Source organism: Yersinia sp. Marseille-Q5920, from assembly GCF_946902935.1.
GTDB classification, from domain to species: Bacteria; Pseudomonadota; Gammaproteobacteria; order Enterobacterales; family Enterobacteriaceae; genus Yersinia; species Yersinia rochesterensis.
In genome coordinates this window covers 53,177-77,159 of sequence record NZ_CAMPQA010000017.1, presented here as the reverse complement: position 1 = coordinate 77,159, position 23,983 = coordinate 53,177, and the positions used below count along the sequence as shown (strand labels likewise).

Genomic DNA, 23,983 nt, shown 5'->3' with positions numbered 1-23,983 from the left:
TCAGTTCCTGACCCGGCCCCAGTGTCGCCGCATTGGCCACCCCGGCGAAACGTGCCTGATTATTGAGGTAACGTTCATGGCGCAGGCGGGCATAAAATGCCCCACTTTCACTGTCCGGCTCACGCCCCTCGCTGCCTGCGGTCAGGTAGTTATCGGCGTAATGATAAGCTTCGCCGTAGGTGGTGGTATCACCGCGAGTGATGTCTGCCCCGGCCATCATATCGGCAGTCGCGGTGCGGTAGTTGTAATCGCCGGTACTGACCGATTTTTCAACCACCTGATGAGCACTGGACAAGTCCCAAACCGACTCCACGCCGCTGTCGTGCATCCCCGAAGGCGGCACCGCCTGTAGTGTCAGACCTGTCGGGTAAAAGCTCTGGTCGTCATAAAACTCCACCACATCAATATTAAGCTTGGGGTCAGCGGTAAAACGAAACCAGATCCCCACTTCCGCCAGCAGGCGGCTGATAAAGGTCAGGTCATCTTCGCCGTACTGCATCACCTGCTCACGGCGCGGATATTCACGGGCCAGCGTGAAGACAAAATCCTGACCGCGCATGTCATGGCGCTCACGCAGAATTTTTTCCACAATCTGCGGCACCGACATGTCCTGATAAATCCCGTTCTGATGGCTGCGCGACAACAAAGCCAAACGCGGTTGCAGGCTCAGTTCGTAACGGCATTCATCTTTTGAAGCAGACAGGCGTTTAAATCCGGTCACCACGCCGTGGATCACCCGCTGGGTCTGCTGAACCGTCACGCCAAAGGCTTCGGCCACCGGGGCCGCCAATGTCAGTGACGCGTCCTGCATCAGCATCGTGGCCGGGTCAATCGCCTTGTCTGCGCTGGTAAATTGAATGTCGTAACAGAACGGCTGACTTAAGCTTTCGCGGCCTTCAAAACCCAACACATCGGCGGGAGCCGTGCTGTCGCGGACCACCAGTTTGTGGTGGCTATGGTCAAACCGAATAGCAGGGAGAGAGGTATTCATTTTTCGCCTCCTTCAAATTCAAGGGTAATGCCGTCGGCTTCATCCCAGCCCAAGGCCAGCGAGGTGGTGCGCTGTTGCTCACTCATGCGGCTTAACAGTTGTTGGCTCAGCACCGGTAAAATCTGCTGATTGAGCAGGCTATCGATGTTGCGCGCGCCAGTGTCCGGCAGCAGGCAGGCGGCGACTAGCGTGTCGTACAGGCTTTCTTCAATCGAGCAGTGCAAGCCGTAATGTTTGTTCAGGCGTTTAGCGACCTGTGCCAGTTTCATCTCGACGATGGTACGCAACGCGGTGGCATCCAGTGGGCGGTAAATCAAGGTCTGGAAGCGGGCCAGCAGCGCGGGCTGGAAGTGATCGCGCAGGATCGGGCGCAGCAGTTCATGCAAAGTGCTATCCGGCGCTTCCGGTTGTTCATCCAGTAACTGCATCAGATGATCACTGCCCAGATTGGCGGTCATCAGGATCACGGTGTTACGAAAATCAATTTCGCGCCCTTCACCGTCGCGCATAAAGCCACGGTCAAATACCTGATAGAACAGGTTAATGACATCAGCGTGCGCTTTCTCAACTTCGTCAAGCAGCACCACGCTGTACGGGCGCTTGCGCACCGCCTCGGTCAGAATGCCGCCCTGACCGTAACCGACATAGCCCGGTGGCGAACCTTTCAACTGAGAAACGGTGTGCGCCTCCTGATATTCAGACATGTTGATGGTGATCAGCGATTTCTCACCACCGAACAGTGTGTCGGCCAGTGCCAGCGCAGTCTCGGTTTTGCCCACCCCACTGGGGCCAACCAGCAGGAACACCCCCAGCGGGCCATTTTCGGACGTCAGGCCGGTTTTGGCGGCGCGCAGGCGTTGTGCCATCTCAACCAGCGCCGCATCCTGACCGACCACGCGGGTCGCGAGGTGGTTTTCCAGTTGCAATAAATCGGTCTGTTCGTCTTTCAGCAGGCTGCTCAACGGCACGCCGGTCCAATCGGCGATAACCGTTGCCACCGTGCGCACATCAACATCCAGCGACAGCAGCGGCGCATTACCCTGAATCTGACTTAACTCTTCCTGCAACCTGGCCAGATGTGCCGCGTTGGCGATATCCTGACGCGCGTCGATAATCAGGGCGGTGAGGCGTTGCTCTGCTGCATATTGCTGTTCAAGCGTTTGCTGCCCAACCAGCAGTTCCGCGCGGCGTTGGTCAATCTCAGATAAGCGGGTTGAACCGATACTCGGCAGCAGGAGCAAATCCTGTTCGATGGCCTGTTGCTCCATCGCCAATGCAGCCAGTTCGGCGTTAATTTCCATCAGCGCGGCCGGCTGGGTGTCGATACTCATGCGGACACGGGCACCGGCGGTGTCGAGCAGATCCACCGCTTTGTCTGGCAGTTGGCGGCCGGTCAGGAAGCGGCGCGACAGGGTAACCGCCGCGGTGATAGCAGAATCCAGAATATGCACGCCGTGGTGCTGGGCGTAGCGGCCCTTTAAGCCGCGCAGCATCAGGCTGGCTTTGGCGTCGTCCGGCTCGTCAACTTTCACCATCTGGAAGCGGCGTTCCAATGCGGCATCACGCTCAAAATACTGTTTGTACTCCGACCAGGTGGTGGCAGCGATGGTGCGCAACTCGCCACGCGCCAGTGCCGGTTTCAGCAGGTTGGCGGCATCTGCGCCACCGGCCTGATTACCGGCACCGATGATGGTGTGGGCTTCGTCGATAAACAGCAGCACTGGCGTCGGTGATTGTTGCACTGCTTCAATAACATTTTTCAGCCGCTGTTCGAACTCGCCTTTGACCCCCGCCCCGGCTTGCAACAGGCCCAAGTCCAGGGTGCGCACACCGACGGTTTTCAGGCTATCCGGCACGTTACCTTCGGCAATGCGCAGCGCCAGCCCTTCAACCAAGGCGGTTTTACCGACCCCCGGTTCACCCACCAAAATCGGGTTGTTTTTACGGCGGCGCGACAGGATGTCGACCATCTGGCGGATCTCGCTGTCGCGACCAAAAATCGGGTCAATCTGCCCGGTTTTTGCTTTAGCAGTAACATCGAGGGTAAATTTATCCAGCGCCGCTTGCAGGGCGTCATTGAGTTGCGGCTGGCCGCTGGTAGAGGTAGTAGTCGCTGCCTCATTGGTCAGATTGACCGGGCTGTCTGCCAGTGCCGCTGCCTGCTGCACCTCAGGACGTTCATCGGATTGGCTATCCAACAACGGTAGCAAGCGGTGTAACTGGGTGGTACTCAGGCTGAGCAACGGCCAGGCGGCATCGGCGGCCAATAATGATGGCGAATTTATCAGAGCAGATAACAGATGGGCGGAACGCACCGCATCAGCATTTTCCTGCAACGAGGCATCCAGCCAGGCACTTTTGATCAGTTGCTGTAACGCGGCTGACAACTGAGGTTTGCCCTGCACCGTGCGCGGCAAAGTATCCAGATGGGCCAGCAACCCCTGCCACAGGCTGTCCATGTCCCACTCATAACGACGGGCAATCACCGTGATATCGCCTTCACCCTGTTCCAGCAGTTTCAACAACCAATGTTCAACGGTTATCTCGGCATGGGCACGGGTCTGACACAGGGTTGCAGCACCGGCCAGTGCCTGCGCGCAATAGGGATTTAACCGACGTAATAAGTGTGCTGAATGCGTTGTCATAAATTCTCTTCCTTGTGTGTCATTTACCCTGTCAGGCACGCTACCGCCCATAGCCATAAACCAAGGCCCATAAGGTCATCTGATAAAATATCAATGCGTTTAGCGGAATACCGATGAGCCGATGCTTAGCTAAAAACACAAAAAAAGCAGACGGCGAACCGTCTGCTGGGTGTTATTACGCCGTAGCGCGTTCGTTCCAGGAATCGGAATGAATGATGTTGCCGTCTTTGAAGGTCCAGGTGATTTTTTCGTAGCGCAATTCCACCAGTTCCAGGTGATTGTGCTTCTCTTTAGCCGGATCTTTGACGTCGTGCATTTTCGGCGCGACTTTGACTACTTTGACGTTTTCCAGTTTGGTGTTGAAATATTCAACTTCCTGGCCTGCGTCATCAATACGGTACCATTTGAACTCGGCGGTTTTCAGCGTCTGACCGGTGGTCACCGCTTTGTACAGATAAGGGGTAGACGCATCGATTTCTTTGGTGAAAACGAATGGGGTGTGGATACGGGTGCCAGTCAGCTTGCCGGTATTGTTATCGGTTGGGATGTACAGGTTATGGTCCTGTGCCACAATCTCAATGCTGCCTTCACGGCTTTGCACATCAACAGAACCCTTGATGTCCGCACCGCCGTCGTCTTTCAGCCACAGATAGACTGGAATTGCCATGTAAAACTCCTTGTTACTTACTGAGTGAGGCCGCGTGTTCCTGCGACCGGTTTACTGTTTCTGGCACCTGGCAGGCATCAGCCTGCGGTACCAGACTGATTTCGACCCGACGGTTGGCCGCACGGCCTTCCGCCGTATCGTTAGTCGCGACCGGGCGTGTCGCCCCGTAGCCTTGCACCGCAAAGCAGGTCGGCGAGACGTCGCTGGTTGACAGCATCCAATCGCGTAATGCTTCGGCGCGCTTAAGCGACAGAATTTGGTTGGCCGGTGCATCACCGGTAATGTCGGTATGCCCGGCGACCACAATCAACCAGCCCGGTTTGGCTCTGATATTCATCAATGCATCAACCAGCATCTTGATGCTGCCGGGCTTGAGTTGAAATTTGCCCACATCAAACAGTGACAGGCTATCAAGGCGGACTGTAGTGGGTGTTTCTTTACCTATCGCAGCCGGTGGTGGCACATAAGTTTTCACTGCGGCCAGTAAAGGCAGTCGCAGACGCCATCCTTGATACAAACCCAGTCCCAGACGCAGTGGCTCACCATTGCGGAACCCGTTATCAAGTTCCGCCGCATCCGCCCGTAATACCGCAACGGCCTGCGCTTTAGGGGCGTGATCGGTCATGGCAACACTGTAGTAATGGCGGATATCAAAGGTCACCCGCTGCAACAGTTGCCGGTTTTGCCAGGCACTGCTGCACAAAGCCACCATCACCGCCAGCGTCAGTAAGGTGACACCATGGCGCAGCACCCGACGACGTGACGACACGCCACTGCCAAGGGGAAGCGCTGAAAAGACAAAATCCGGCAAAGGTAATCCGTCATGTGCGGCCGCTGGCGGTGGATGCCAACCGGACACCTGTGTCAGCGAGGTATGGGCGGTTAGCCAATGTTGCCAGAGGGAGCTTTGCTCTATATCTGGCAGACCAGCAACCTGCTGCTGAATAATCTGCTGCACAGCGACCGGCGCCACATCCTCATTGCGCACTTGCAACACTGAAAACACCTGCATCTTCAACCAGCCATGATGGCTGCTGAACAACACCGCCTGTTTCAGTCGTTCCGCCTGTACTACACTGCTTTGTGCGCGTTGCCAGTCGGCCAGAGATCCCGGCGTCGAGACGGTTGACCAGAGCGTCAGCGGCGGTGTCTGCTGCTGTGACAGCCAAACCACATCACTGGCAACCGAAGTGGCCACCGTGCTGCTCACCAGTAAGGGAATGTGATGGCGGCTATCGCTACGCAGTTGCATCAGTTGCCAGCGCAGCTCTTGCAGATCGGTGGCCAGCAGGCGCTCATCGCTGCGTTGCTGCGGGTTCACCACCACCATCACCGCCAACTGAGCGGCCCATTCAGGCCGCTGCCACAGAAGCTGTCGGGTAAACAGTTGTAGGCTGTTTATCTCATCCACTCGCAGCCAGCAGCCTTGTGCCGTCTGCAGCATCCTCTCGGTGCCAAATAATGATGCCAGACCATCACCACAGACCAGCACCACCGGTAAACGGTGGTTTTCAGGGGGTAGCCCGGAGAACGGGGGTTTAGAGAGTGCCCTGTTCGGTTGACGTCTAGCCCGCCCTATCCCCACCAGACAAATAAGGGCAACCGGCAACAACATAAGCCAGCCGACTAACGGGGAGAAAGGCAAGAACGCCAGACACAATATGCCCGCCAGAAGACCCGCCCATAGCCATAACCCATATCGCCACAGCGGACTCATCACATTGGCCCCGGTAACAGTGTCGGTAACAAACCAGATAGCCAGTGGTCAAGACCCCACCACAGCAGCGCGACCATCAGCGCAGCCAACCCCAGTCGCACTGGCCAGTAACGCAGCCAGACCCCAAGACGGTTACGGGATGAGGCAGTTGCCAAGATCCCACGTGATGGTGAAAAGCTGAACGCCGGTACCCGTGCGGTCAGTTGGCTGACCAGTTGTTCCCGTTCAGGTACCGCAATAGAGCGATATCCCCCGAGGAACCCCAACATCAACACCCGGTGAAAACAGGTCAGTACTGCACTATCTGGTGCGGGCTCACGCAACACGGTGCGCATCTGCTCATAAAGCTGGTTACCGGCATCTAGAGTGTTGAAAAAATGCGCCTGCAAGGGCGAGTGACACCACACAAAGTAGGCATCATCCTGTACACCGCGGCCTTTCACAGTTTCATCCAGCAGAGCACATTGTGCGTACCTGATGTGCTGGCAACTTTGTTCGCTGTGGCCGGCGTCTTTCAGCGCCTGATGGACACGTTCAATGTCTGCAACACAGCGTTGCCAAAATGCCTGCCCTTCACCTTCGGAGCAGGCCATTCCCTGACGCAGGCTGATCACCTGCAGCCAGGTATCCTGTAGTAATGCATCAATATTCCCCGTAGGGGAGTGTTCAGTTATTTGATGGTTCATGCGCGCAACACCGCAAACAATTCCAGTTGGATCTCACCCAGCGTACCAGGCACATAGAACACACAAGCCCCTGCCTCCATCATCTGCTTCGCAGCAGGGTGGCTGAGATCAAGGGAGAAATACTGATTTTCCAGGCGCAAGGGGATGGCGGCAGGGACATGGCTCAGGGGACGCAGCGGGATCCCGCTCAGTGCAACATTCACCACATTACCGACATCATCCGGCGCGCCGGCTTTACACAACTGCGGGAACTGGGTTTGTAACTGCGCTGAAGACAGAGTGGAACGTACCGACAGATAGAAATCGGCCCCCTCACGCAAGCGAGGATCACGCAGGGTCGCTCGCCACTGATTGATACGCGGTTCATGCTCCAGCTCAATCGCCACCACCCGTGAAGGGAGGCTGGCTTCCAGCAGAATATTCAGCAAAGCAAATAAGGGAGGAAAGACGCGGGTCAGGTGTTCATGCTGATAGGCTGGGATCGCTGTCACCTCGTGTTCAAGGGAAAACGTCAGCAAACTGCCCGCCAGTCTTGCCAGTTCCTGATACAGCCGTTCTGGGTGGATCTGTGGATAACGCTGAAAATTCCCCAGCACCGGCTCAGCGCTGTTAAGGGCGTTGAGCAGCCAGAACAGCGACACATCCGCGACAGCAAAATCAGCCATTCGTGCATTGCTTTCCCGGCGCATGCCCATCAGACGCTGTAAACGCGCCCGAAGCTGCACCATCAGTAATTCCAGCTGTTCGCCACACCAGGCACTGGCCTGCAAGCTCAGCATAGGCGGGATAAAACGTGGATCCAGTGTCCAGCGACCTTGCGCATCCCGCAGCAAACGCGCCACCGGACAGACCTGATAATCGCCGTTTTCCTGACTGTCCAACCGCAGGGTCAGTTGGTGGTACATCACCGCGACCTGCTTTTTATCATCCCCATACTGATTTTGTACATCGCGCCAAGCCTGACGATGACGCACGGGCCGTTCGCCCCGCTCATCGGGTTGCAGGCAGTTACCCCCGTTGGCATACAGTTGTGGCATCGCCAGCATAACCGTGGCTTCGGTGGCCTCCGGCGGCAGATTCGCGGCCAGTGTCAGTGTCGGGGGCAACACATCAGCACAATCAGTGTCCACCAGGACACCGTCCTGAAAACGAAGGTGCAAACGTTCTGCTTTCAGGCGGCCTTGAGCCAATGCATCTAATGCAAAAGTGGCCTGAAGGACTCCCCAGGGATGCATGACGCCCATTTGTGCGATGCATTCATTGGTCCAGGCCTCCCAAGAAGCCTGTTGTTGAAATTGCTGCGGGGAAATCAAAACTCCGCGAGTCCACAGAGGACGTTCAATCTTCATGGGTACTTCCTTGCGTACAATCATGCCCGATGAATTTCAAATTACGGCAAGGGCATTCACCCCGGTCATTGAGTGGGGTGAATGGGCATAGCCAACAATGCTGCAGTTTGAAAAATGATGACAATCAGGCTTTCGCCTTCGGCATCTGGGAAACCAATGACAGATTCACGTCCATACCTTCAACCTGGAAGTGCGGGACGGCATACAACTTCACGCGGAAGAAACCGGGGTTGTCTTCGATATCTTCCACCGTGACTTTTGCATCACGCAGCGGATGGGAAGCCTGCAAGTCATCACCCGGATCAGTCATTTCCGTCACCAACCCACGGATCCAGTTATTCAGCTCCAGCTCCAACAGACGGCGGTCTTTGGTGGTACCGATGTTCTCGCGCTGAATAAGCTTCAGGTAATGAGCAATGCGTGACAGCAAGAAGATGTATGGCAAGCGGGCATTAATACGGCTGTTGGCAGTGGCATCAGCAGTGTCATACAGCGCAGGCTTCTGGGCAGAGTTGGCCGAGAAGAAGCACGAGTAATCACGGTTTTTGTAGTACGACAGCGGAATAAAGCCCAGATTGGCAAACTCAAATTCGCGCGTTTCCGGGATCATCACTTCTGACGGGATTTTGACCTGATTACCGGTACCCAAATCGTACAGGTGAATAGGCAGGTTGGTCACCGCGCCACCGGCCTGCGGGCCACGGATCTGCACACACCAGCCGTTTTTGATGAAGCTTTTCACCATATTGGCGGCAAAGGCAAACGAAGCGTTGGTCCACAGATAACGGTCATGGTCCGGCCCTTTCACCTGCTCTACGTAGTTAAAGCTGCGTACCGGCACCGTGTCCGGACCGTAAGGCAAGCGCCCCAGCACCCGCGGCATGGTCAGGCCGATATAGCGGGAATCATCTGAGTCGCGGAAGGCTTTCCACTTGATGTATTCGGCACGGTCAAAGTAGTTACCGATATCTTTGATGGCGGCCACTTCTTCCATGTTCTCTTTACCAAAGAACTCTGGACCCACTGAGCCAATAAACGGCATATGGGCTGCTGCCGCGACCTTGGAGATATTGCGCAATAACGCGATATCTTGCGGGCTACGGTCAAACTCGTAGTTGGAGATAGCGGCGGCAATCGGCTCGCCACCGGGGGTGTCGTATTCCTGAATGTAAGTCTGGGTGTAGAGACCGCTTTGCACGATTTCAGGGGCGTCTTCAAAATCCTGCACCAGATGATCTTTACTGATATCCAGCAGTTCGATACGGACGTTTTGACGGAAATCGGTTTGATCGATAAGGGATTTTACGCCGCGCCAGGTCGATTCCACCCGTTGGAAGTCAGGGTGATGCATCACCGCATCCAACTGGCGACTGATTTGATCATCCAGCGCCGCAATGTGGCCATCCAGCAGGGTTTTATCCAGCTTTTCCACTTTTTTCGACGATTGCTTCAGCAGGTCTAAAAAGACACTGACCGCGGCGGTGACACGCTCATCAGTGGTCGCTTCCGCCATGGTATCGTTATTCTGGAAAGCATCCAGACCCGTCAATGAGGAGACTGGACTCAGATTAATTTTTTCAAACAAAGAGGCATAAACCCCCTGGACTACAGGGTTGTTCTTTTCTAATACGGTCGTCGCAGTACCCTGCGCACTGTTTTCCTGTACAGACATCAGCATGTTCCTTTTCTTCTTTCTACAAGCAGCCAATCCGGCGATTAACAGTCTTTGGGGGCCAATGCCGCCAGTTCAGCACGCAGCTCATCGCTCAGTGCCTCGTCTTTGAGGATATTTTCCAGCTCACGGCGGAAAGTGGCGTTGTCCAGTAAGTTGGACTTGAGATCACGCAGCAGATTGCGCATTGCCAGCAAGGCACGCAGTTGTGGAATTTGACGGGCGACACTTTCCGGCTCGAAATCTTTCATGTCGCGGAAGGTCAGGGATACGGCGGTATCGGTATTATCCCCTGCCAACGTATCAGGCACCGTTAATTTCAGGCTCGGTTGGAACTCGGCCAACACGCTGTTGAAATTATTTTTGTTGATATTGAGTTTTTCACGTTCAGACAGCGGGCGTTGTTCCTGGCCGTTGCTGTAATCACCCATCACCAACAACTTCAAAGGCAGCTCCATTTTCTTTTGAGCGCCGCCTGTATGCAGGTCTAATTTAATATTAATGCGTGCTTTAGGTATCTCATTTTGGAAGCTTGAAGAGGACATCGACTTTCCTTATTAGGGGAAGGAAACTTAAAAAGCCACCACTGAGAAAATGAATAGAAATAATCTACATTATCCGGCACAGCATTCACTGCCCACTGATTAACTCGGTGTGCATTAAAGTAAAAAAACACTTTAGTAGATATCCCTATCCATTCATCGGATGGCATGAAACAGTATCAGGCAGGTATTTTTCACACGCATTAGCATATCAATTAAATACCAGTGCGCGCAGTGTAGAAACGTTAGCCATCTAACACCAATGAGTTAAATGTAACAAAAAGTAAATATTTGCATTTCAAAAAAAATGCAACATAACACTGATGTATAAGACATTTCTTGCATCAGAAAGATAACCCCCTACGAACAAAGGGATTAATAAACATCATAAAAACTAAACTGAGAGTTTATGGAGCTTATTGTAGGAATATGCCTACAAATATTTTTTCCAGAAATGTGATGTGTATTCGGGGTATTTTAGAACCAGGTAGGATAACAAGAGACTTATCTATTATTGCCGTGAATCAATTAACCTCTAATAACGTAAAAATGACTTATCGATGGGCAACGTCATTGTGTATTACAGTGAATCCACAAAGAGAGATGAGTGGCAAATTGATACGGATGAGCCCCCATTAACGTTGAGAAATACATTCGCCAACATGTAATGAGTACAAACAGAATATCCTGTTTGAGTATAGCCCTGTCTGTGCAGGGCTCACCTTTCCCCGTGTTAGCCCCCGTAAGAATACGGTCATAAAATGAGTCTGTGAAATCGATTATGCAGATCAATCAGTCGATATTGATCAGTTAATCTGATCAACTCAGTATAGTTATCATTCGCCACAGACAAGGTAAGTGATGTGTTTTTATGTGCAAGAGCTTCGTTCTCCTGCAGAAAAAGCCAATATCGGTTTTTTTACTGTCAAGTTTTAGGACTTAGGGGAAGTGATACACAATCCAGCGTGGAGTGATGCCAGTTGGCTGAATTAAAGAGTGCAGTGAGTATTGAAACGTTAATACAAAATGCGACCGATTTAGAACTGGCCGGATTCTGGCGCAGGGCTGCGACACAGTGGCTTGCTGTCATGGATCACTGCCCTGATGATACTGAATGGGAACAGATTGTTCGGCGACGTGAACAGTGTTTACTGAAATCACAGGGAACACCAAAAGAGCGGCGGCGAGAAGTCCGTAATCGTTACCGCAGTCAGGAGCGATATAAAAACCGGTATTAACCCTGATTATCCTGAACACACAATGACCTGATGTGCCGACACGCACGCCATGCTGGAAGCCGGGCCGTAGGAGGGGTACCCTCCTGACGGAGGTTCTGATGCGATTGCCCGGCAATCAACAAGTACTGATCATCGGCATAAACTGCATTGCGCAGGAAAACATGACCTCGGCGTTACAGCAGTTTGCAGCACTGGCTGACAAGCCGCTGCTGGTGTATCGAACCCTGTTTTTTACCTCCCCATACACATCTTGACATTCGTTGCTTTATGCTCGAAGTATTTATTCCACTCTATCTGATGGCGATTATGAATAACTTGATACAACAATTACAATCCATGCTTGGACAGGTAACGAAAAAGAGTAACGAAGGCGGTTCTAGCCTGAGTAATATGTTAGTACCCGGCGCCTTAGGCGGCCTTGCTGGCTTACTGGTTGGAAGTAAATCATCACGCAAATTGTTGAGCAAATACGGTAGCAGTGCGTTACTTGCCGGTGGCGGTGCGGTACTGAGTACCGTGTTATGGAATAAATATAAAGATAGGATCCGTCAGAATCATCCAGATGCTTCACAGTATGGTCAGCAAGCAGCACCTGTAGACCAGCGTGTGCAGCGATTGGTTATGGCACTGGTATTTGCTGCCAAAAGTGATGGGCACATTGATGCCAAAGAGCGACGCATTATTGAACAAAACATGCAGGAAGCGGGTATCGGTGAACAGGGCGAACGTCTGGTGCAACAAGCGATTGATAGACCGTTAGATCCTCAATTACTGGCCCGTGAAATACAAAATGAAGAAGAAGCGCTGGAGCTCTATTTTCTCAGTTGTGCCGTTATTGATGTGGACCATTTTATGGAGCGCAGCTACCTTGCCGCATTAGGTGACGCACTGAAAATCCCACAAGATGTACGAGATGGTATTGAACAAGATATTCAACAACAAAAGCAGGGCATTGCTGATTAATGTGTCATCAGATGGCCTTTTAGTTCTTTACCTGTAGGCCATTAGTTTTCACTCATCCTTTCAGGCCGTACTGCTGCAAAAAACTTCCAGTACTCAGTATGTCCATGAGATAGCCAGGCGACAGCACCGGCACATATCTATGGGCAATGATTCTGGTTCCTAAACGAGAGAACGTACTTGGTGGTGTCGATGCAACAAATTACGACCGTCACGCAGGCTACACGCTAACATATCTGGCTGATCGCCTGTAAATCAGATACCTCAACGTCCTTCTATATATCAAGATATTAAGTTGATTGTCCCTCTCACCGTTGCCTCTCTAGAGACAACGGTTTTTTTATATTTCAAGGAGAGAGAACCGACATTATTGGACTTACCTGTTCTGTGGATCCGAACAAAGACAGGTCATCGTTCACAATGGCGTTAATCCACCATTGTAATATTATTTAAATTATCCACTCCGGACACTTTCTTTAAAATAGTAAGATATTCATTTTTGTTATCATACAACCAGTGCAGTATTTCATTATTACTGAGTAGTTTGATAATATGTGACCTTATAATGACCATTTTTAGATTATTCTCAGCATACTCATCTTGGATGTTTTGGGTTTCAATTTGTATTGCTGCCATTTCCTTTTCTAGTCTGGCAAGGGTTTTTCCAATATCTTTATTATCTGACTCCTTGTTACTTTTATTGATTAAATGCTCAGGAGCAATAGCATGAAGCATTGACAAGGCGAATTTTTGGGTGAAGTTATTGATATTTATCATCGTTGTCACCATTTCTATTTGTTTGTAAGGTTTAAGTTTTCGCAATATTCTAAAGATCGATTGTGAAACACTTTTCTCCGCCAAAAGTGCCATAACCTCCTTGGCTATACCATCAGATATCCTCAACTTTGAATTGAGCGTCACTGATGATGTCCCCAGAACAGCACTCAACTTTTCTATTGATACGCCTGAATCGATGGCTTTTTGAAGCATTTTTTGTTCTTGGATGATGGTTAATCGGTTAACTCTTTTGTTATAAGAATAGGTATCTTCAACGGGTGATATTAGGCAGTGAACAAACTCAATATCGAGATCTTTCAATGCTTCAATACGAAGATGTCCATCTAAAATCTTCTTAGAGTCATCATCTGTGATAAAAATAATCACTGGTTCTATTAAACCAATTTCTGATATTGACGTAAGTATTTGCTTATACTTTATACTGGATTTCACATTGATTGGCAGTGACTTAGAATGCACAAGGCTTGCTATCGTAAATGTTTGAAACTGCTGATTAAAACATTGCTTAATCATAATTTTTATCCTTATTAAAATTTTTATCAAGCAGAGCCTCAGGCATATTGGTGATATTGTTATTCCGCAATACTGAACAGAAGTCATCATCTTCTATTAATTGCTTGAATATCTCCTTGACGGCCAGTATGGTTTCATTGACGTAGTTAGATTTAACAAGGATATCTTTATGTTCATTGACATTTTTCTGATATATTTTTGATAATTCTTCTGGACTCAACTTTTTCTGAGGACGACCATTTGTATATGTATTATTAATAGCACCTTTGCTTCCTTCTTTTCGTCTGTCAAGAATACGTTTGATGCGGTTTATTTGATTTCCTTTTATCTGTCCGTTGAGAAGAGCTTCAGTAAGTGACTTTTGGGTTTCATTATCGTCCGCTCTTGATATTTCTACGGCCAGATATAATGGGATATAACCTGATTCAAATGCAATGAGCAGTTTTTTTTCCCCTCTTTCAATGAGATTCATGACACCATGAACCCAACTGGTTGTATAACCTAGCCGATACCCGATTTCTTTATCTGTCAGACCCTGCATTTTTAATTGTCTTACACAGCCAAGAAGCTCTCCTGCTCTCGGTTTTCTACGAGCTATATTTTCAGCCAGACTCATTAAATGTCCTGTTTCTTCATCGACATTTTTAACTATTGCTGGGATCATGGTTTCTTTATACTCTTCATACGCTTCCAGTCGACCTTGCCCGCAAATCAGTGCATATTCAAAGTGATCATGAACCATCCTTCTCACCGTGATGGGCCGTTTAAGGCCAATCTGGTTAATGTTTTCTTTTATTTCATTATGAGTAAACACATCCCGGTCTCTTGGATTACTAACCATGATTTTGCATATGTCTATCATTTCTACTTTTTCAGTGGTCATCGTTTTATTTTCTCTATAAATGTTGTTCTTCTCACTAAATGGTAAAATGGATTAAGTGTATTAAAATTATACAATTCGAGACCGAATGTATTTTTCTCTTTTAAACTTAAATGGTTATAAACCTCATCAATTGAAGGGAAAATATAATAGTCAATAGGGGACTTATTTAAGCTATCCATACGAATAGCAATACTGATATCTGGAACTGACAAATGATTAAACCTGATTTTCCATCTTAAGCTATTCCCTGATAACCGCTGGCACCGAGCAAGATTGACAGATAAAGTGAATTCATCATTGATATTTAAAATCCCTTCTGTGGGCGAATCACTAACCCATCCATTAGATTTATAAATATTTTCAATAATAGTCTCGATTACAGAAGAATGAACTCCCTTCAGAACTTTATTGGTTTCCAGATAGGTATAGTCCTGCCTTGGGTTGTATCCGATAAGGCTATATACTCGTAGCAAGCTACCAAATCGGGAACGATAAGTACTACTTGATGGCAACAACTCCTCCTCGTCTATTATAATCCCTGACAAACGCCCTCTTTTAATCAAAAGAATACTCAGCTTCTCCAATAATTCATCATCAGTAAAAATCACCATCCTTGATGCTATAATTTCTTGCGCAAGATTAAATTTATCAATACTGATGATAGGTTCATATGCTCCATTGAACCTTACCCATTCATCTTCGGGGTTATTGACATGTCGCTGTTTCAGTTTAAACGAGGTTTTGTTATAGATACTGTTACCGATATATTTTTCATTCGTGAGTATTTGGTGTATTTTCCCTCGGGTCCATTTATTTCCATTTTCAGCAAAAACGTTAGTTCGGTTTAATTCTGTAGCAATAACAATTTCAGGTTTCCCTTCAAGGTTAAACATATCGAATATTTTATTGACAATGTTAATCTCCTCCAAAGGTCCTGGAGAGAGAATAATACGATCAGTCTGGATACTTTTTCTCTGGCCGAATTCAAGTATTCCTTTTGGTACATGGTGCTCATCAATCAATAAGCGCCGTAACCCATAACCCGCCACTCCTCCTTGATGGTAGCCTCTTTTAATTAAATTAACCTGCCCCAGGAATACTTTTTCAGAAAGGTTTCGACTATAACTTGCTGCCCCATGTCGCGAAAATGACAACCCGAGCATAAACATTTCAGGATGCTCCTCTGAAAATGGCTCTGCACAATAGATAATTTTCACGCCATTTTTACGAAGTAAGTGTGAGTAATGCCCAGCTTCATCCGCATCCTGGAAACGTCCAAATCGACTTACATCGTAAACAAGAATAGCTGAAATGGTTATTTTCTTATTAATAACATCATCGAGTAATGCCTTTAATCCTGGTCTTCCTGAGATGTTCAGCCCACTTTTACCAGCATCATTATAAGTATGAATGATCGTGATATTATTTCTCAGTGAATATTCTCTTATATATTCAGATTGATTATCAAGAGAGTACTTCTGATGTTCCGTAGACATTCTTACATATTCTGCGGCCAAAACTCTTTTAATACTTTCCTGTGGGGATGATGGAACCATTTTTAACCTCAACTTGTTCATGAATTAAAATGGTTGATCGATTTGAATTTTCATTAAAGCTTTATTTGTTAGAAACAAAATCAACATTGAGAGTTATCAATAAATAGTAAATTAAGACATTACAAATACGATAATTTTCAAACTATACATTCAATTAGATGTCTATATCACTGCTGTTTCAACATTTAAATCCTCATGGAAAATGGAATTATTATTGTAATATCCAATCATTATTAATTAAACATCAAACAACCAGTAGAATACATTAAGTAATGAGAGTCACAGACTCAGCCGAAACAATAGACTTTCTAAATATTAGTTAATATAAAAGGATGTATATATTTATTCTATAAATGATAAAATTAGTAAATAAAGTTAATTCACTTTATTTTAAGACCTATATTACTTTAGTAAAATAACAATGGTGCTATTTAATATACCTCATCAATCTTTGTGTCATAAACCACCGAGATTATTTATCAAAGGATCTCTATGACTCGTTTAGCCTCCCGCTTTGGCCAGGTGAACTCGGTTCGCCGTGACCGCCCCCTGACCCAAGATGAGTTAGCCTACTATGTCCCTAGCGTAGCATCGGCAGAAGTGGGAGTACCCCATTGCCAGCTCCCGGGCCTGAACCTTGTACTCCATCCACAGCAGTTGCCGCGCCACGCCGGACTTTCCCATCTCGGTGTCGAAGTGAAGCAGATCCGGCATCACCCGCCCTGACAGCAGCGTGCTTTTTGCCGGGAATATCAACTTTTCAAGGGCGTCATGTGATATCGCTTCAGGTAAGGGCCATGGCAGTGACGTTGCATTAAAGCGGGATAGAACCTCAAAGACAGTTAATGAACTGATTTTCAGCGTCAGCCCGATGCAACGGTTGGTCAGCTTCTTGTCGAACTTGAACTGAAGGATCTTAAAACAGGTTTCCATGGGACTCCTGGCTTTTCTCTTTTTGGGCATCGATGCCTCCATTGGCGTAAAAATCAGCAATGGAGACCGTGCAAGAAAGAGTTAATTCCCGGAGTGATCGGCAGGATGCCAAACCGTGATCGATTTAGACGCCATTTTGCAATCGATATCAACCGCTTCCTTCCTATTTATCTGGGCACCAATAAATTAGCCGTGTGTTAGCAGGAATATGGCGAGTTCCCAGATGATGACGATGTGTTTCATCCACTGCGTAGTGCACTGGAGGCCTCATTTCAATCAGAGACCATATCCAGTAACATTTTCGATTAAGTACTCACTACAGATATTCCTCCTCAAACCTTAATATCAAGGTAATATTTATCGATGTGGCCAACGGATAGTTGGCCTGTAAGTTATTATATTGATTATTTTCCCTGTCCCATATTGATTATCTCTTGTCCTGATAAAAAACAATCATACGGTGTTGCTGCATAGAGCAGCCGAATGCGATAGTTATCACTGCTCTGTGCTGACAACTGGCTAGCAGTAAATTCAGCCACGCTTAATTTTTTTCCTTTCTCAGCCGGGTCTGCAATATCTGCTGCCTTTTTCATCGGACTCATATGGTCAGGGGCTGAACCGTTAAAATCGGTAAATATCTGCACAGCCTGCTGTTGTGCTACTGTGCCCTCTGGACAGAGGGCCGCATAAGTATTACCTACACCCATAAAAACCATCGCTATACACCCTACTATTTTTTTCTTCATTTTTATTTCCTTATCACGATGTGGTGACATTCCCCGTATTCATGTTGTAAAACACAATATGGGGACAGGTTACTGTGTTTCTGAGCAATACCGAAAACTGGTATTTATTACGTGTTTCATAGAAACACACTTTTGATATCGGTTCTGGCCCGTTTTGCATTCCGATATTTTTTGCATACACCTTATTAGAGTAATTATTGGCATAGGCTGATGTGAGGGGCAGGCACAACAAGGCACTAATAAGCAGAGTACTTATTCTCATACGGGTAATCCTGCAAGATTGGAGGCGGCAATAAATCCGACCATCCAGCCAATAAATTGTGGACCTATCGCCCAAAAAATACGGGCACCGATAACCTGTTGCGTGGTACCCAAAACCACATCAGGTCTTAACCATAGCCGCAATAAATTGCCAATGAAAATACCTAACGCGGGTACCAGGACAAAGGCCAGGACCGCTCCTGATGTATGTAAAAATCCCTGAATACGTGGGTCAAAATATGCTGCCAATATCCCTACCAGGCTTGACAGCGTTATACACATTGCAAGTGGCACTGCCTCTTCTCCTTTCATCCTCAAGTTCTAAGCGCCAGGTACAGATATCACCCCAGGCACGAAACATCACCGATGCATTGCAATGCACCTATCATATTGATTTAAAATTACTATTAATAAATTAAAACAGCTTATTTTTTCAAAATAAGGTTTCGAACGAGTGTATCGACAGTGAGGAATGAAAGATAATTGGTAATACAGATCAATTTTCGTTTATTGATCTGTTTAACCGATCGATACACCGCAACAACGGCATATGCGGCTCTACAGGTCACATAAGAAGGCACTGTCATTCAGTGGTCTGGCCTGTCACGGACAGTCAGTCCAAGTGTTATAGAAAGCAAAGAAGAGATATTCATCAGTCAACCTTGAGACGGCTGGATGGGTTAAAAACCAGTCATTGATCGTGCCATGGAGTTCTGAGTATCTGTTTGAGGAAAGGTGTAACCAGGTGGATATCGTTCCATATTGCGCCAACGAGTAGAAAATCATCAATGCGAGTTGTTCACGTAATTGATGACAGGTTACCGCTCTGGCAATACGCTCAAGGTACCGATGACACCGAGTAAAACGTAAACGATCACATTCATTCATCAACAAGCTGAAATACGGACATGCTCTGTTAAGTAAGGGATAGTCATCAATATTCGTTGATGTACGGCCACGACGGTTATGCCTGTCTGAAGACCGGGATTTGAGAGTCGTCAGGGTTGGCAAGAGAATACGGGGGAAAAGCATCAGGTCAGTCATTGCAACGCCATCAGACAACACGGAAACCATGCTTATCTGAAGGTAGCGTCGATGCGCACTCAGTCGTTGACCGGTATGCATGTCCCAGCCTGTACAGGCATTAAATTCAGCCTGACAGGCCTTTTTAAGCGCTTTTGTCGATGTGGTGGTATACACAGTAATATCCTTTTGGACAGGGCTTCCTCTCAATAACGCTATCACCTTGAGCCATACACACAACTGAGGATATTAACGCAGTAGATCAGTCAGGCGAGTATGAGTAAAGGGAAGAAGATGATGAGGGCTGAATAGATAACGAATAGGTAATAACAAAAGAAAAGAGTAGGTCCGTTTATTTAGCTATTCCGGGAATCCTTTATTTTATTCAAGAGCCAGACTTCCACCTCACTTTTCAACCATCGTGAGCTCCGGCCAAGTTTAATCGGCTTTGGAAATAACCCGTCCTTTATCAGTTTATAAAACCATTTATCGGTAAGGCCTGTGAATTCAGTGATAAAGACCATATCGACCATTTGGTCATTCAGTAATGTAGATGAGTATGTATCCATTATAAAATACCTTATGTAAAGGAACCCATCGGAAGTGACGTGGTTCCGGTCATAAGGTTTGGGGATGTCGTAAAATAAAATACCACAATGAACATCATTGTAATCTACAAACGAAAATTAAGGTGTAGAGCACACCGATATTAATAATGGCGCCGCCTTCCTCTCACACTTCTCTCTGGTAGAGAGCTTACCCCATAGACTCTCCCATTTTCCTTTTGGTTCTGTTTCGCCAGATAACTCAAAATATATTTCATACCAGCAATACCTTTGTGATTTCTGTAATCAATTATCTGCTCCCCTCTAATAAAATAATGTTCTTTAGGTTCACATCGATGAGCGTACCCCTCCCCCCTAGTTATTACTTCCCAGCGATTGCTGATATCCGCGAACGTTGGCCACACTTTACTTCTGATTTGTCCGTTAAGGTAAAATGCAGCGTGAATATGAAGTCCATGTGTCTGGGTTTGTTCCAGAACCCAGATGTAACCGGATAAACCCTTTATGTTTTTAATCTCAATGAGTAACTGAACCATATCCGCGGTGATGCCATGTATATCTTGGCAACTAAATTCATGTGAATCTTTTCGGTAGGCAAAATCCACTCTAAGCATGAGAATCTTAGAATGATTTTTAAAAAGCTGATCAAGGTGATTGTTAATATTACGCTGCAAGGTCACATCCATGTCGTAAAAAGGATTAACTACAGAGCTACGTTTCATTTTTATCCCAGTGTAAGATTGAAATTCATAATAAGAGGATTGAGTGTATTTATTAAAAGGGAGGCATTTAATTGTTGTAATATGGATATGACATGGGAGTTGAGTGGATAAGTCTGCGAGAATAAACGTCTCCCTCTGACTATGATGCAGGTAAGTGGGTACTGTATGTTCTGACGAGGAGTGGTTTAATTAGATGACTTCTTTATAAAATATCAGTAATAACCTTATTTCTTTTACACATTGTTATCCAGTTCTACTTCATATCATCCATTTTTTTGCATAAGTCACATGTATTATTCCGTAGGTGTGTCGCTTATGCGGGCTGTTACATACACGGTATGTCGGTCATCATTACGTCTAAATGACGAGAATTTTATGTTTAAAACATGACAATATGCACAGAAAAAACCTACAATTTTACGGTAAAATTACGGCGTAATTACCGTCAATGTGAATGAGGGATATAATAAATGGGCAATGAAAGTGATAAGTTCAAGGGAGTTAACTCATCTGAATTACGAGAATGTTATTTCTATATTGCATACCTAATTGAAAGTAAAATAATTTTACGTCGTTATATGAAAAAAAATGACAATCCAGAAAGAATATGTATTTATGTAAATACAGAAATTAGGAGGCATTATAATTGCAATATTTTTAAAATGAATCTCTTCGTTACTGAAATGCTTTGTGAATGTAAAAAGTATATTCTCCCATTAAGTGAATTCGATTGGATAAAAAATGATAGGCGTATTTGTTTATGGATGTGGTATAAATGTCTCAGTCCGTATAGAGAAAATAAAGTCCTGTATACATACCCGGATGAAAATTCAAGATTTAATAAAATAATTGATTACTTCGATAGATTGAATCTTTCTGAACATGGAAAAAAGAATTACATGGATAGCTATAAAAATGATTGGGGCGATATATTTAAACAGAAAAAACCGCTATCTTTACTAGATGAAAAGAGTGAGGAGGAATGCACTCACATTTGGAATTACCTCAGTAAAGAAAAATATGGTATCAATAAACTCTTCATTCCGATTAATCAGGGGGAACGTTATTTAGCCATTATTGGATATTTTGACTGTATTTGTAACACTCCAGATAAAAAAGAGAATCTGGAAAGAAAGATAAATGCATTGCTTTCGCAACGCCGTCACCGCCAAAAGAAAGGACAGAATAATGTAAATAAACATTTTTACCTTAAAAAAGAAACCGATTTACGACTAAAAACCATGTTGAAAGACAGTGGTAAAACACTAGATGTATTCATTAATGACTTACTGGAGCAAGAATACAAGATGAAATATAACGCTAGCAAAATTGAGAAACATAAAACCTGATAATACACATCTAAATCCCTGGTCAAATAAATCTCACGTCTATATTACCAACATGAACAAACAAAGGCGTATTGTAGAACTACGCCTTTACACATAAAAATGTTTATGAAGGTAAATAATGACAAAGAAAAACGTATTAAATAAACTCTACTCGCCCCTGAGTATTCTGCCATCAGATATCGCACAGACAATTATTCAGCATCTTGAGGGTATTATCAATTATGAGCCCGTCATCGGTATCATGGGTAAAACCGGTGCAGGGAAGTCGAGTCTCTGTAATGCAATATTCTCTCAACCACTCTCACCCACCAGCAATGTGCATGCCTGCACGCGGAAGGCAAAATCCTTCCGGCTCAGTATCGGCTCCCGGCAGATGACCATTATTGACTTACCTGGAGTCGGTGAGAGCAGTGACAGAGATAAAGAATATCAAGACCTCTATGAACAGTGGTTACCCAAGCTAGATCTGATTATATGGGTGATAAAAGCGGATGACCGCGCGCTTTCTGTCGATCAACATTTTTACCAGAATGTCATATGCGCAGCCCCGGAATATCAAGACAACGTTGTTTTTGTCTTGAATCAGGTTGATAAAATTGAGCCCTGCAGAGAATGGGACAGTATTCAAAATTGTCCGTCCTCAGAACAGAAAAATACTATTGCGCTAAAAATACGCGCGGTTGAAGGCGCTATGGGATATCCACGCCATGCTATTAAGGCAGTATCAGCCGTTTATGGTTATAACCTTTCAGCAATGATAGAAAATATTATCTATGCTTTACCCCGCACCGCCACCAGCTGTTTTACCACACAAATCAGACCTGCATTTAAATCTGAATCGATTGAAAAAAAGGCCCGACAGGATTTTAGTGAAACGATGGAGCACGCCTTTGACCGGGCGGTGGAACAGATAACCTTGCCAAAATTGGTGATAAAAGCGGTTAAGGCAGCAAGGGATGCCATTGTTTCAATGGCATCGTCACTCTGGTCTTTCTTCTTTTGATTTTATATCTCCAAGCATGCTCTTTGGCCCAGCACGACCTATACACACCTCCATTTTAAAGCCTGCATACCTGAATCCACTTCATCACATTTTAGCCACTTCGCTATGAAGTGGCTTTTTATACCCATTTGATTAAGGAAATTATCATGACACGATTAGCGTCCCGCTTTGGCCGGGTGAACTCTGTTCGCCGCGACCGCCCCCTGACCCATGATGAACTGGCCTACTATGTGCCCAGCGTGTTTGGCGAAGACAAGCATGCCTCCCGCAGTTCCCGCTATACCTATATTCCCACTATTACCTTGTTGGATAAATTGCGCGAAGAAGGATTTGTGCCGTTCTTTGCCTGCCAGACTCGAGTACGCGACCTGGATAAACGTGAGCATACCAAGCATATGGTACGGTTACGTCGAACGGAGCAAATCACCCAAAGAGAAGTGCAAGAGATTGTTCTGCTCAACAGCCACGATGGCTCCAGCAGCTATCAAATGCTGCCGGGTATGTTCCGTGAAATTTGCAGTAACGGTCTGGTTTGTGGTCAGAGTTTTGGCGAAATTCGCGTACCGCATAAAGGGGATGTGGTGGAAAAGGTGATTGAAGGGGCCTACGACGTACTGGGGATATTTGACAAAATAGAGGAAAGTCGTGAAAGCATGCAGGCATTAACGCTGTCAGCAGAGCACCAGTATGCACTGGCCCATGCTGCACTGACCTACCGTTACGGCGAGGAGCACCATCCGGTCACGGAGTCCCAAATCCTGATGCCCCGTCGCTGGGAAGATAAAAAAGATGACCTCTGGACCACATTCCAGCGTGTGCAGGAGAATCTGACCAAAGGCGGCTTACAGGGCAAGAGCACCAGGGGACAACGTGCCCGAACCCGCGCCATCAGTGGTATCGATGGTGACATCAAACTTAACCGCGCACTGTGGGTCATGGCGGAGCAGATGAAACAGTCTCTGTAACAGGGAGACACCTTGCCGATTATGATCGTTTTAACCGATCAATATTGCTGATATTGATCTGTAGAATCGATTATCTTTTATGCAACCCTGCCGATACACTTTGTTTATATCCATCGTCAGGCTGAATACTTCAGCAAAAAATAATGCATTACAGACTTTCTGGTTGAAGGCTCGAATAAATGAAAAAGGGGTTTTTGG

Annotated in this window: 22 protein-coding genes and 2 pseudogenes; 7 read left to right on the top strand and 17 right to left on the bottom strand. The window is 46.7% G+C overall.

The features are described from left to right. The 8 genes from vgrG to tssB all read right to left on the bottom strand — a co-directional run. Positions 1-991, bottom strand: a 991-nt coding sequence (vgrG, locus tag OVO64_RS19095; protein ID WP_267248947.1) for a type VI secretion system tip protein VgrG, incomplete at its 3' end; no start/stop codon positions are given. Further along, positions 988-3,636: a type VI secretion system ATPase TssH gene (tssH, locus tag OVO64_RS19090; RefSeq protein WP_145509638.1), complete on the bottom strand. Its 2,649-nt coding sequence runs from the start codon at positions 3,634-3,636 to the stop codon at positions 988-990. The genes vgrG and tssH, both read right to left, overlap by 4 nt. A 175-nt stretch (positions 3,637-3,811) precedes the next feature. Next, entirely contained in the window at positions 3,812-4,303 is a 492-nt protein-coding gene (locus OVO64_RS19085; protein WP_002210014.1) for an Hcp family type VI secretion system effector, read from the bottom strand. Between the two features lie 13 nt (positions 4,304-4,316). After that, positions 4,317-6,020: an OmpA family protein gene (locus OVO64_RS19080; protein ID WP_145509644.1), complete on the bottom strand. Its 1,704-nt coding sequence runs from the start codon at positions 6,018-6,020 to the stop codon at positions 4,317-4,319. Then, on the bottom strand, positions 6,020-6,706 hold the full coding sequence (gene tssL, locus OVO64_RS19075) for a type VI secretion system protein TssL, short form (RefSeq protein WP_083162569.1): 687 nt from the start codon (positions 6,704-6,706) through the stop codon (positions 6,020-6,022). Before tssL ends, OVO64_RS19080 begins: the two co-directional genes overlap by 1 nt. Further along, positions 6,703-8,055, bottom strand: coding sequence for a type VI secretion system baseplate subunit TssK (tssK, locus tag OVO64_RS19070; RefSeq protein ID WP_050292348.1), 1,353 nt, complete (start codon positions 8,053-8,055; stop codon positions 6,703-6,705). The genes tssL and tssK overlap by 4 nt, the downstream gene beginning before the upstream one ends. Before the next feature lie 124 nt (positions 8,056-8,179). Then, the gene (gene tssC / locus OVO64_RS19065) at positions 8,180-9,733 is read right to left on the bottom strand and encodes a type VI secretion system contractile sheath large subunit (protein WP_145509639.1); all 1,554 of its coding nucleotides are present in this window, start codon (positions 9,731-9,733) and stop codon (positions 8,180-8,182) included. A gap of 38 nt (positions 9,734-9,771) precedes the next feature. After that, on the bottom strand, positions 9,772-10,272 hold the full coding sequence (gene tssB, locus OVO64_RS19060; protein ID WP_050115941.1) for a type VI secretion system contractile sheath small subunit: 501 nt from the start codon (positions 10,270-10,272) through the stop codon (positions 9,772-9,774). A gap of 977 nt (positions 10,273-11,249) precedes the next feature. Here tssB and OVO64_RS19055 point away from each other — a divergent pair. The 3 genes from OVO64_RS19055 (at position 11,250) to OVO64_RS19045 (ending at position 12,470) form a co-directional block, all read left to right on the top strand. Next, positions 11,250-11,507 carry a PerC family transcriptional regulator gene (locus OVO64_RS19055; RefSeq protein ID WP_227507677.1) on the top strand — a complete coding sequence of 86 codons (258 nt, stop codon included), beginning with the start codon at positions 11,250-11,252 and terminating at the stop codon, positions 11,505-11,507. A gap of 98 nt (positions 11,508-11,605) precedes the next feature. Further along, positions 11,606-11,761 carry a hypothetical protein gene (locus OVO64_RS19050; protein WP_235896300.1) on the top strand — a complete coding sequence of 52 codons (156 nt, stop codon included), beginning with the start codon at positions 11,606-11,608 and terminating at the stop codon, positions 11,759-11,761. Positions 11,762-11,813: 52 nt separating this feature from the next. After that, a complete protein-coding gene (locus OVO64_RS19045; protein WP_145509641.1) occupies positions 11,814-12,470 on the top strand; it encodes a tellurite resistance TerB family protein in 657 nt (218 codons plus the stop codon). A 423-nt stretch (positions 12,471-12,893) separates the two neighbouring features. Here the strand turns inward: OVO64_RS19045 and OVO64_RS19040 are convergent, their stop codons facing one another. From OVO64_RS19040 to OVO64_RS19030, 3 genes are read right to left on the bottom strand one after another with little or no spacing between them, the layout of a single operon-like run. Then, entirely contained in the window at positions 12,894-13,778 is an 885-nt protein-coding gene (locus OVO64_RS19040) for a ParB/RepB/Spo0J family partition protein (protein ID WP_038400985.1), read from the bottom strand. Next, complete coding sequence (locus OVO64_RS19035) at positions 13,771-14,661, bottom strand: ParB/RepB/Spo0J family partition protein (RefSeq protein WP_038400984.1); 891 nt, start codon at positions 14,659-14,661, stop codon at positions 13,771-13,773. Before OVO64_RS19035 ends, OVO64_RS19040 begins: the two co-directional genes overlap by 8 nt. Continuing rightward, entirely contained in the window at positions 14,658-16,217 is a 1,560-nt protein-coding gene (locus OVO64_RS19030) for a recombinase family protein (protein ID WP_050093361.1), read from the bottom strand. Before OVO64_RS19030 ends, OVO64_RS19035 begins: the two co-directional genes overlap by 4 nt. Before the next feature lie 492 nt (positions 16,218-16,709). Here OVO64_RS19030 and OVO64_RS19025 point away from each other — a divergent pair. Then, positions 16,710-16,817 (top strand): annotated as a pseudogene (locus OVO64_RS19025) (DUF945 domain-containing protein); the annotation flags it as partial. On the opposite strand, the pseudogene OVO64_RS19020 reads toward OVO64_RS19025, so the two are convergent. The 6 genes and pseudogenes from OVO64_RS19020 to OVO64_RS18995 all read right to left on the bottom strand — a co-directional run. Beyond that, positions 16,797-17,150, bottom strand: a pseudogene (locus OVO64_RS19020) (IS21 family transposase); the annotation flags it as partial. The pseudogenes OVO64_RS19025 and OVO64_RS19020 overlap by 21 nt on opposite strands. A gap of 404 nt (positions 17,151-17,554) precedes the next feature. Then, entirely contained in the window at positions 17,555-17,896 is a 342-nt protein-coding gene (locus OVO64_RS19015) for a hypothetical protein (protein WP_050292340.1), read from the bottom strand. Positions 17,897-18,154: 258 nt separating this feature from the next. Continuing rightward, positions 18,155-18,451 (bottom strand): permease, encoded by a 297-nt coding sequence (locus tag OVO64_RS19010; protein ID WP_126287036.1) that lies wholly within the window; start codon positions 18,449-18,451, stop codon positions 18,155-18,157. A 309-nt stretch (positions 18,452-18,760) separates the two neighbouring features. After that, positions 18,761-19,357 carry a hypothetical protein gene (locus tag OVO64_RS19005; RefSeq protein ID WP_207994021.1) on the bottom strand — a complete coding sequence of 199 codons (597 nt, stop codon included), beginning with the start codon at positions 19,355-19,357 and terminating at the stop codon, positions 18,761-18,763. Between the two features lie 179 nt (positions 19,358-19,536). After that, positions 19,537-19,749, bottom strand: a complete 213-nt coding sequence (locus OVO64_RS19000; RefSeq protein ID WP_145509643.1) for a helix-turn-helix transcriptional regulator — start codon at positions 19,747-19,749, stop codon at positions 19,537-19,539. Positions 19,750-19,889: 140 nt separating this feature from the next. After that, positions 19,890-20,468 (bottom strand): inovirus-type Gp2 protein, encoded by a 579-nt coding sequence (locus OVO64_RS18995; protein ID WP_099462418.1) that lies wholly within the window; start codon positions 20,466-20,468, stop codon positions 19,890-19,892. A gap of 470 nt (positions 20,469-20,938) precedes the next feature. Between OVO64_RS18995 and OVO64_RS18990 the strand changes: the two genes are divergently transcribed. From OVO64_RS18990 to OVO64_RS18980, 3 genes are all read left to right on the top strand, one after another. Continuing rightward, positions 20,939-21,817 (top strand): hypothetical protein, encoded by an 879-nt coding sequence (locus OVO64_RS18990; protein WP_099462416.1) that lies wholly within the window; start codon positions 20,939-20,941, stop codon positions 21,815-21,817. Between the two features lie 118 nt (positions 21,818-21,935). Then, positions 21,936-22,820: a GTPase family protein gene (locus tag OVO64_RS18985; RefSeq protein WP_099462415.1), complete on the top strand. Its 885-nt coding sequence runs from the start codon at positions 21,936-21,938 to the stop codon at positions 22,818-22,820. 146 nt (positions 22,821-22,966) lie between these two features. Further along, the gene (locus OVO64_RS18980; protein ID WP_145509458.1) at positions 22,967-23,785 is read left to right on the top strand and encodes a DUF932 domain-containing protein; all 819 of its coding nucleotides are present in this window, start codon (positions 22,967-22,969) and stop codon (positions 23,783-23,785) included. Positions 23,786-23,983: the final 198 nt, after the last annotated feature.

What these genes read in the sequence shown, in the direction of transcription:
- OVO64_RS19000 (WP_145509643.1), bottom strand. Translation starts at nt 19,749, where the DNA reads ATGGATACATACTCATCTACATTACTGAATGACCAAATGGTCGATATG.
- OVO64_RS19035 (WP_038400984.1), bottom strand. Translation starts at nt 14,661, where the DNA reads ATGACCACTGAAAAAGTAGAAATGATAGACATATGCAAAATCATGGTT.
- tssH (WP_145509638.1), bottom strand. Translation starts at nt 3,636, where the DNA reads ATGACAACGCATTCAGCACACTTATTACGTCGGTTAAATCCCTATTGC.
- OVO64_RS19040 (WP_038400985.1), bottom strand. Translation starts at nt 13,778, where the DNA reads ATGATTAAGCAATGTTTTAATCAGCAGTTTCAAACATTTACGATAGCA.
- OVO64_RS18980 (WP_145509458.1), top strand. Translation starts at nt 22,967, where the DNA reads ATGACACGATTAGCGTCCCGCTTTGGCCGGGTGAACTCTGTTCGCCGC.
- OVO64_RS19050 (WP_235896300.1), top strand. Translation starts at nt 11,606, where the DNA reads ATGCGATTGCCCGGCAATCAACAAGTACTGATCATCGGCATAAACTGC.
- tssL (WP_083162569.1), bottom strand. Translation starts at nt 6,706, where the DNA reads ATGAACCATCAAATAACTGAACACTCCCCTACGGGGAATATTGATGCA.
- OVO64_RS19015 (WP_050292340.1), bottom strand. Translation starts at nt 17,896, where the DNA reads ATGAAGAAAAAAATAGTAGGGTGTATAGCGATGGTTTTTATGGGTGTA.
- OVO64_RS19085 (WP_002210014.1), bottom strand. Translation starts at nt 4,303, where the DNA reads ATGGCAATTCCAGTCTATCTGTGGCTGAAAGACGACGGCGGTGCGGAC.
- OVO64_RS18985 (WP_099462415.1), top strand. Translation starts at nt 21,936, where the DNA reads ATGACAAAGAAAAACGTATTAAATAAACTCTACTCGCCCCTGAGTATT.
- OVO64_RS19045 (WP_145509641.1), top strand. Translation starts at nt 11,814, where the DNA reads ATGAATAACTTGATACAACAATTACAATCCATGCTTGGACAGGTAACG.
- tssC (WP_145509639.1), bottom strand. Translation starts at nt 9,733, where the DNA reads ATGCTGATGTCTGTACAGGAAAACAGTGCGCAGGGTACTGCGACGACC.
- OVO64_RS19080 (WP_145509644.1), bottom strand. Translation starts at nt 6,020, where the DNA reads ATGAGTCCGCTGTGGCGATATGGGTTATGGCTATGGGCGGGTCTTCTG.
- tssB (WP_050115941.1), bottom strand. Translation starts at nt 10,272, where the DNA reads ATGTCCTCTTCAAGCTTCCAAAATGAGATACCTAAAGCACGCATTAAT.
- OVO64_RS19030 (WP_050093361.1), bottom strand. Translation starts at nt 16,217, where the DNA reads ATGGTTCCATCATCCCCACAGGAAAGTATTAAAAGAGTTTTGGCCGCA.
- OVO64_RS18995 (WP_099462418.1), bottom strand. Translation starts at nt 20,468, where the DNA reads ATGAAACGTAGCTCTGTAGTTAATCCTTTTTACGACATGGATGTGACC.
- tssK (WP_050292348.1), bottom strand. Translation starts at nt 8,055, where the DNA reads ATGAAGATTGAACGTCCTCTGTGGACTCGCGGAGTTTTGATTTCCCCG.
- OVO64_RS18990 (WP_099462416.1), top strand. Translation starts at nt 20,939, where the DNA reads ATGGGCAATGAAAGTGATAAGTTCAAGGGAGTTAACTCATCTGAATTA.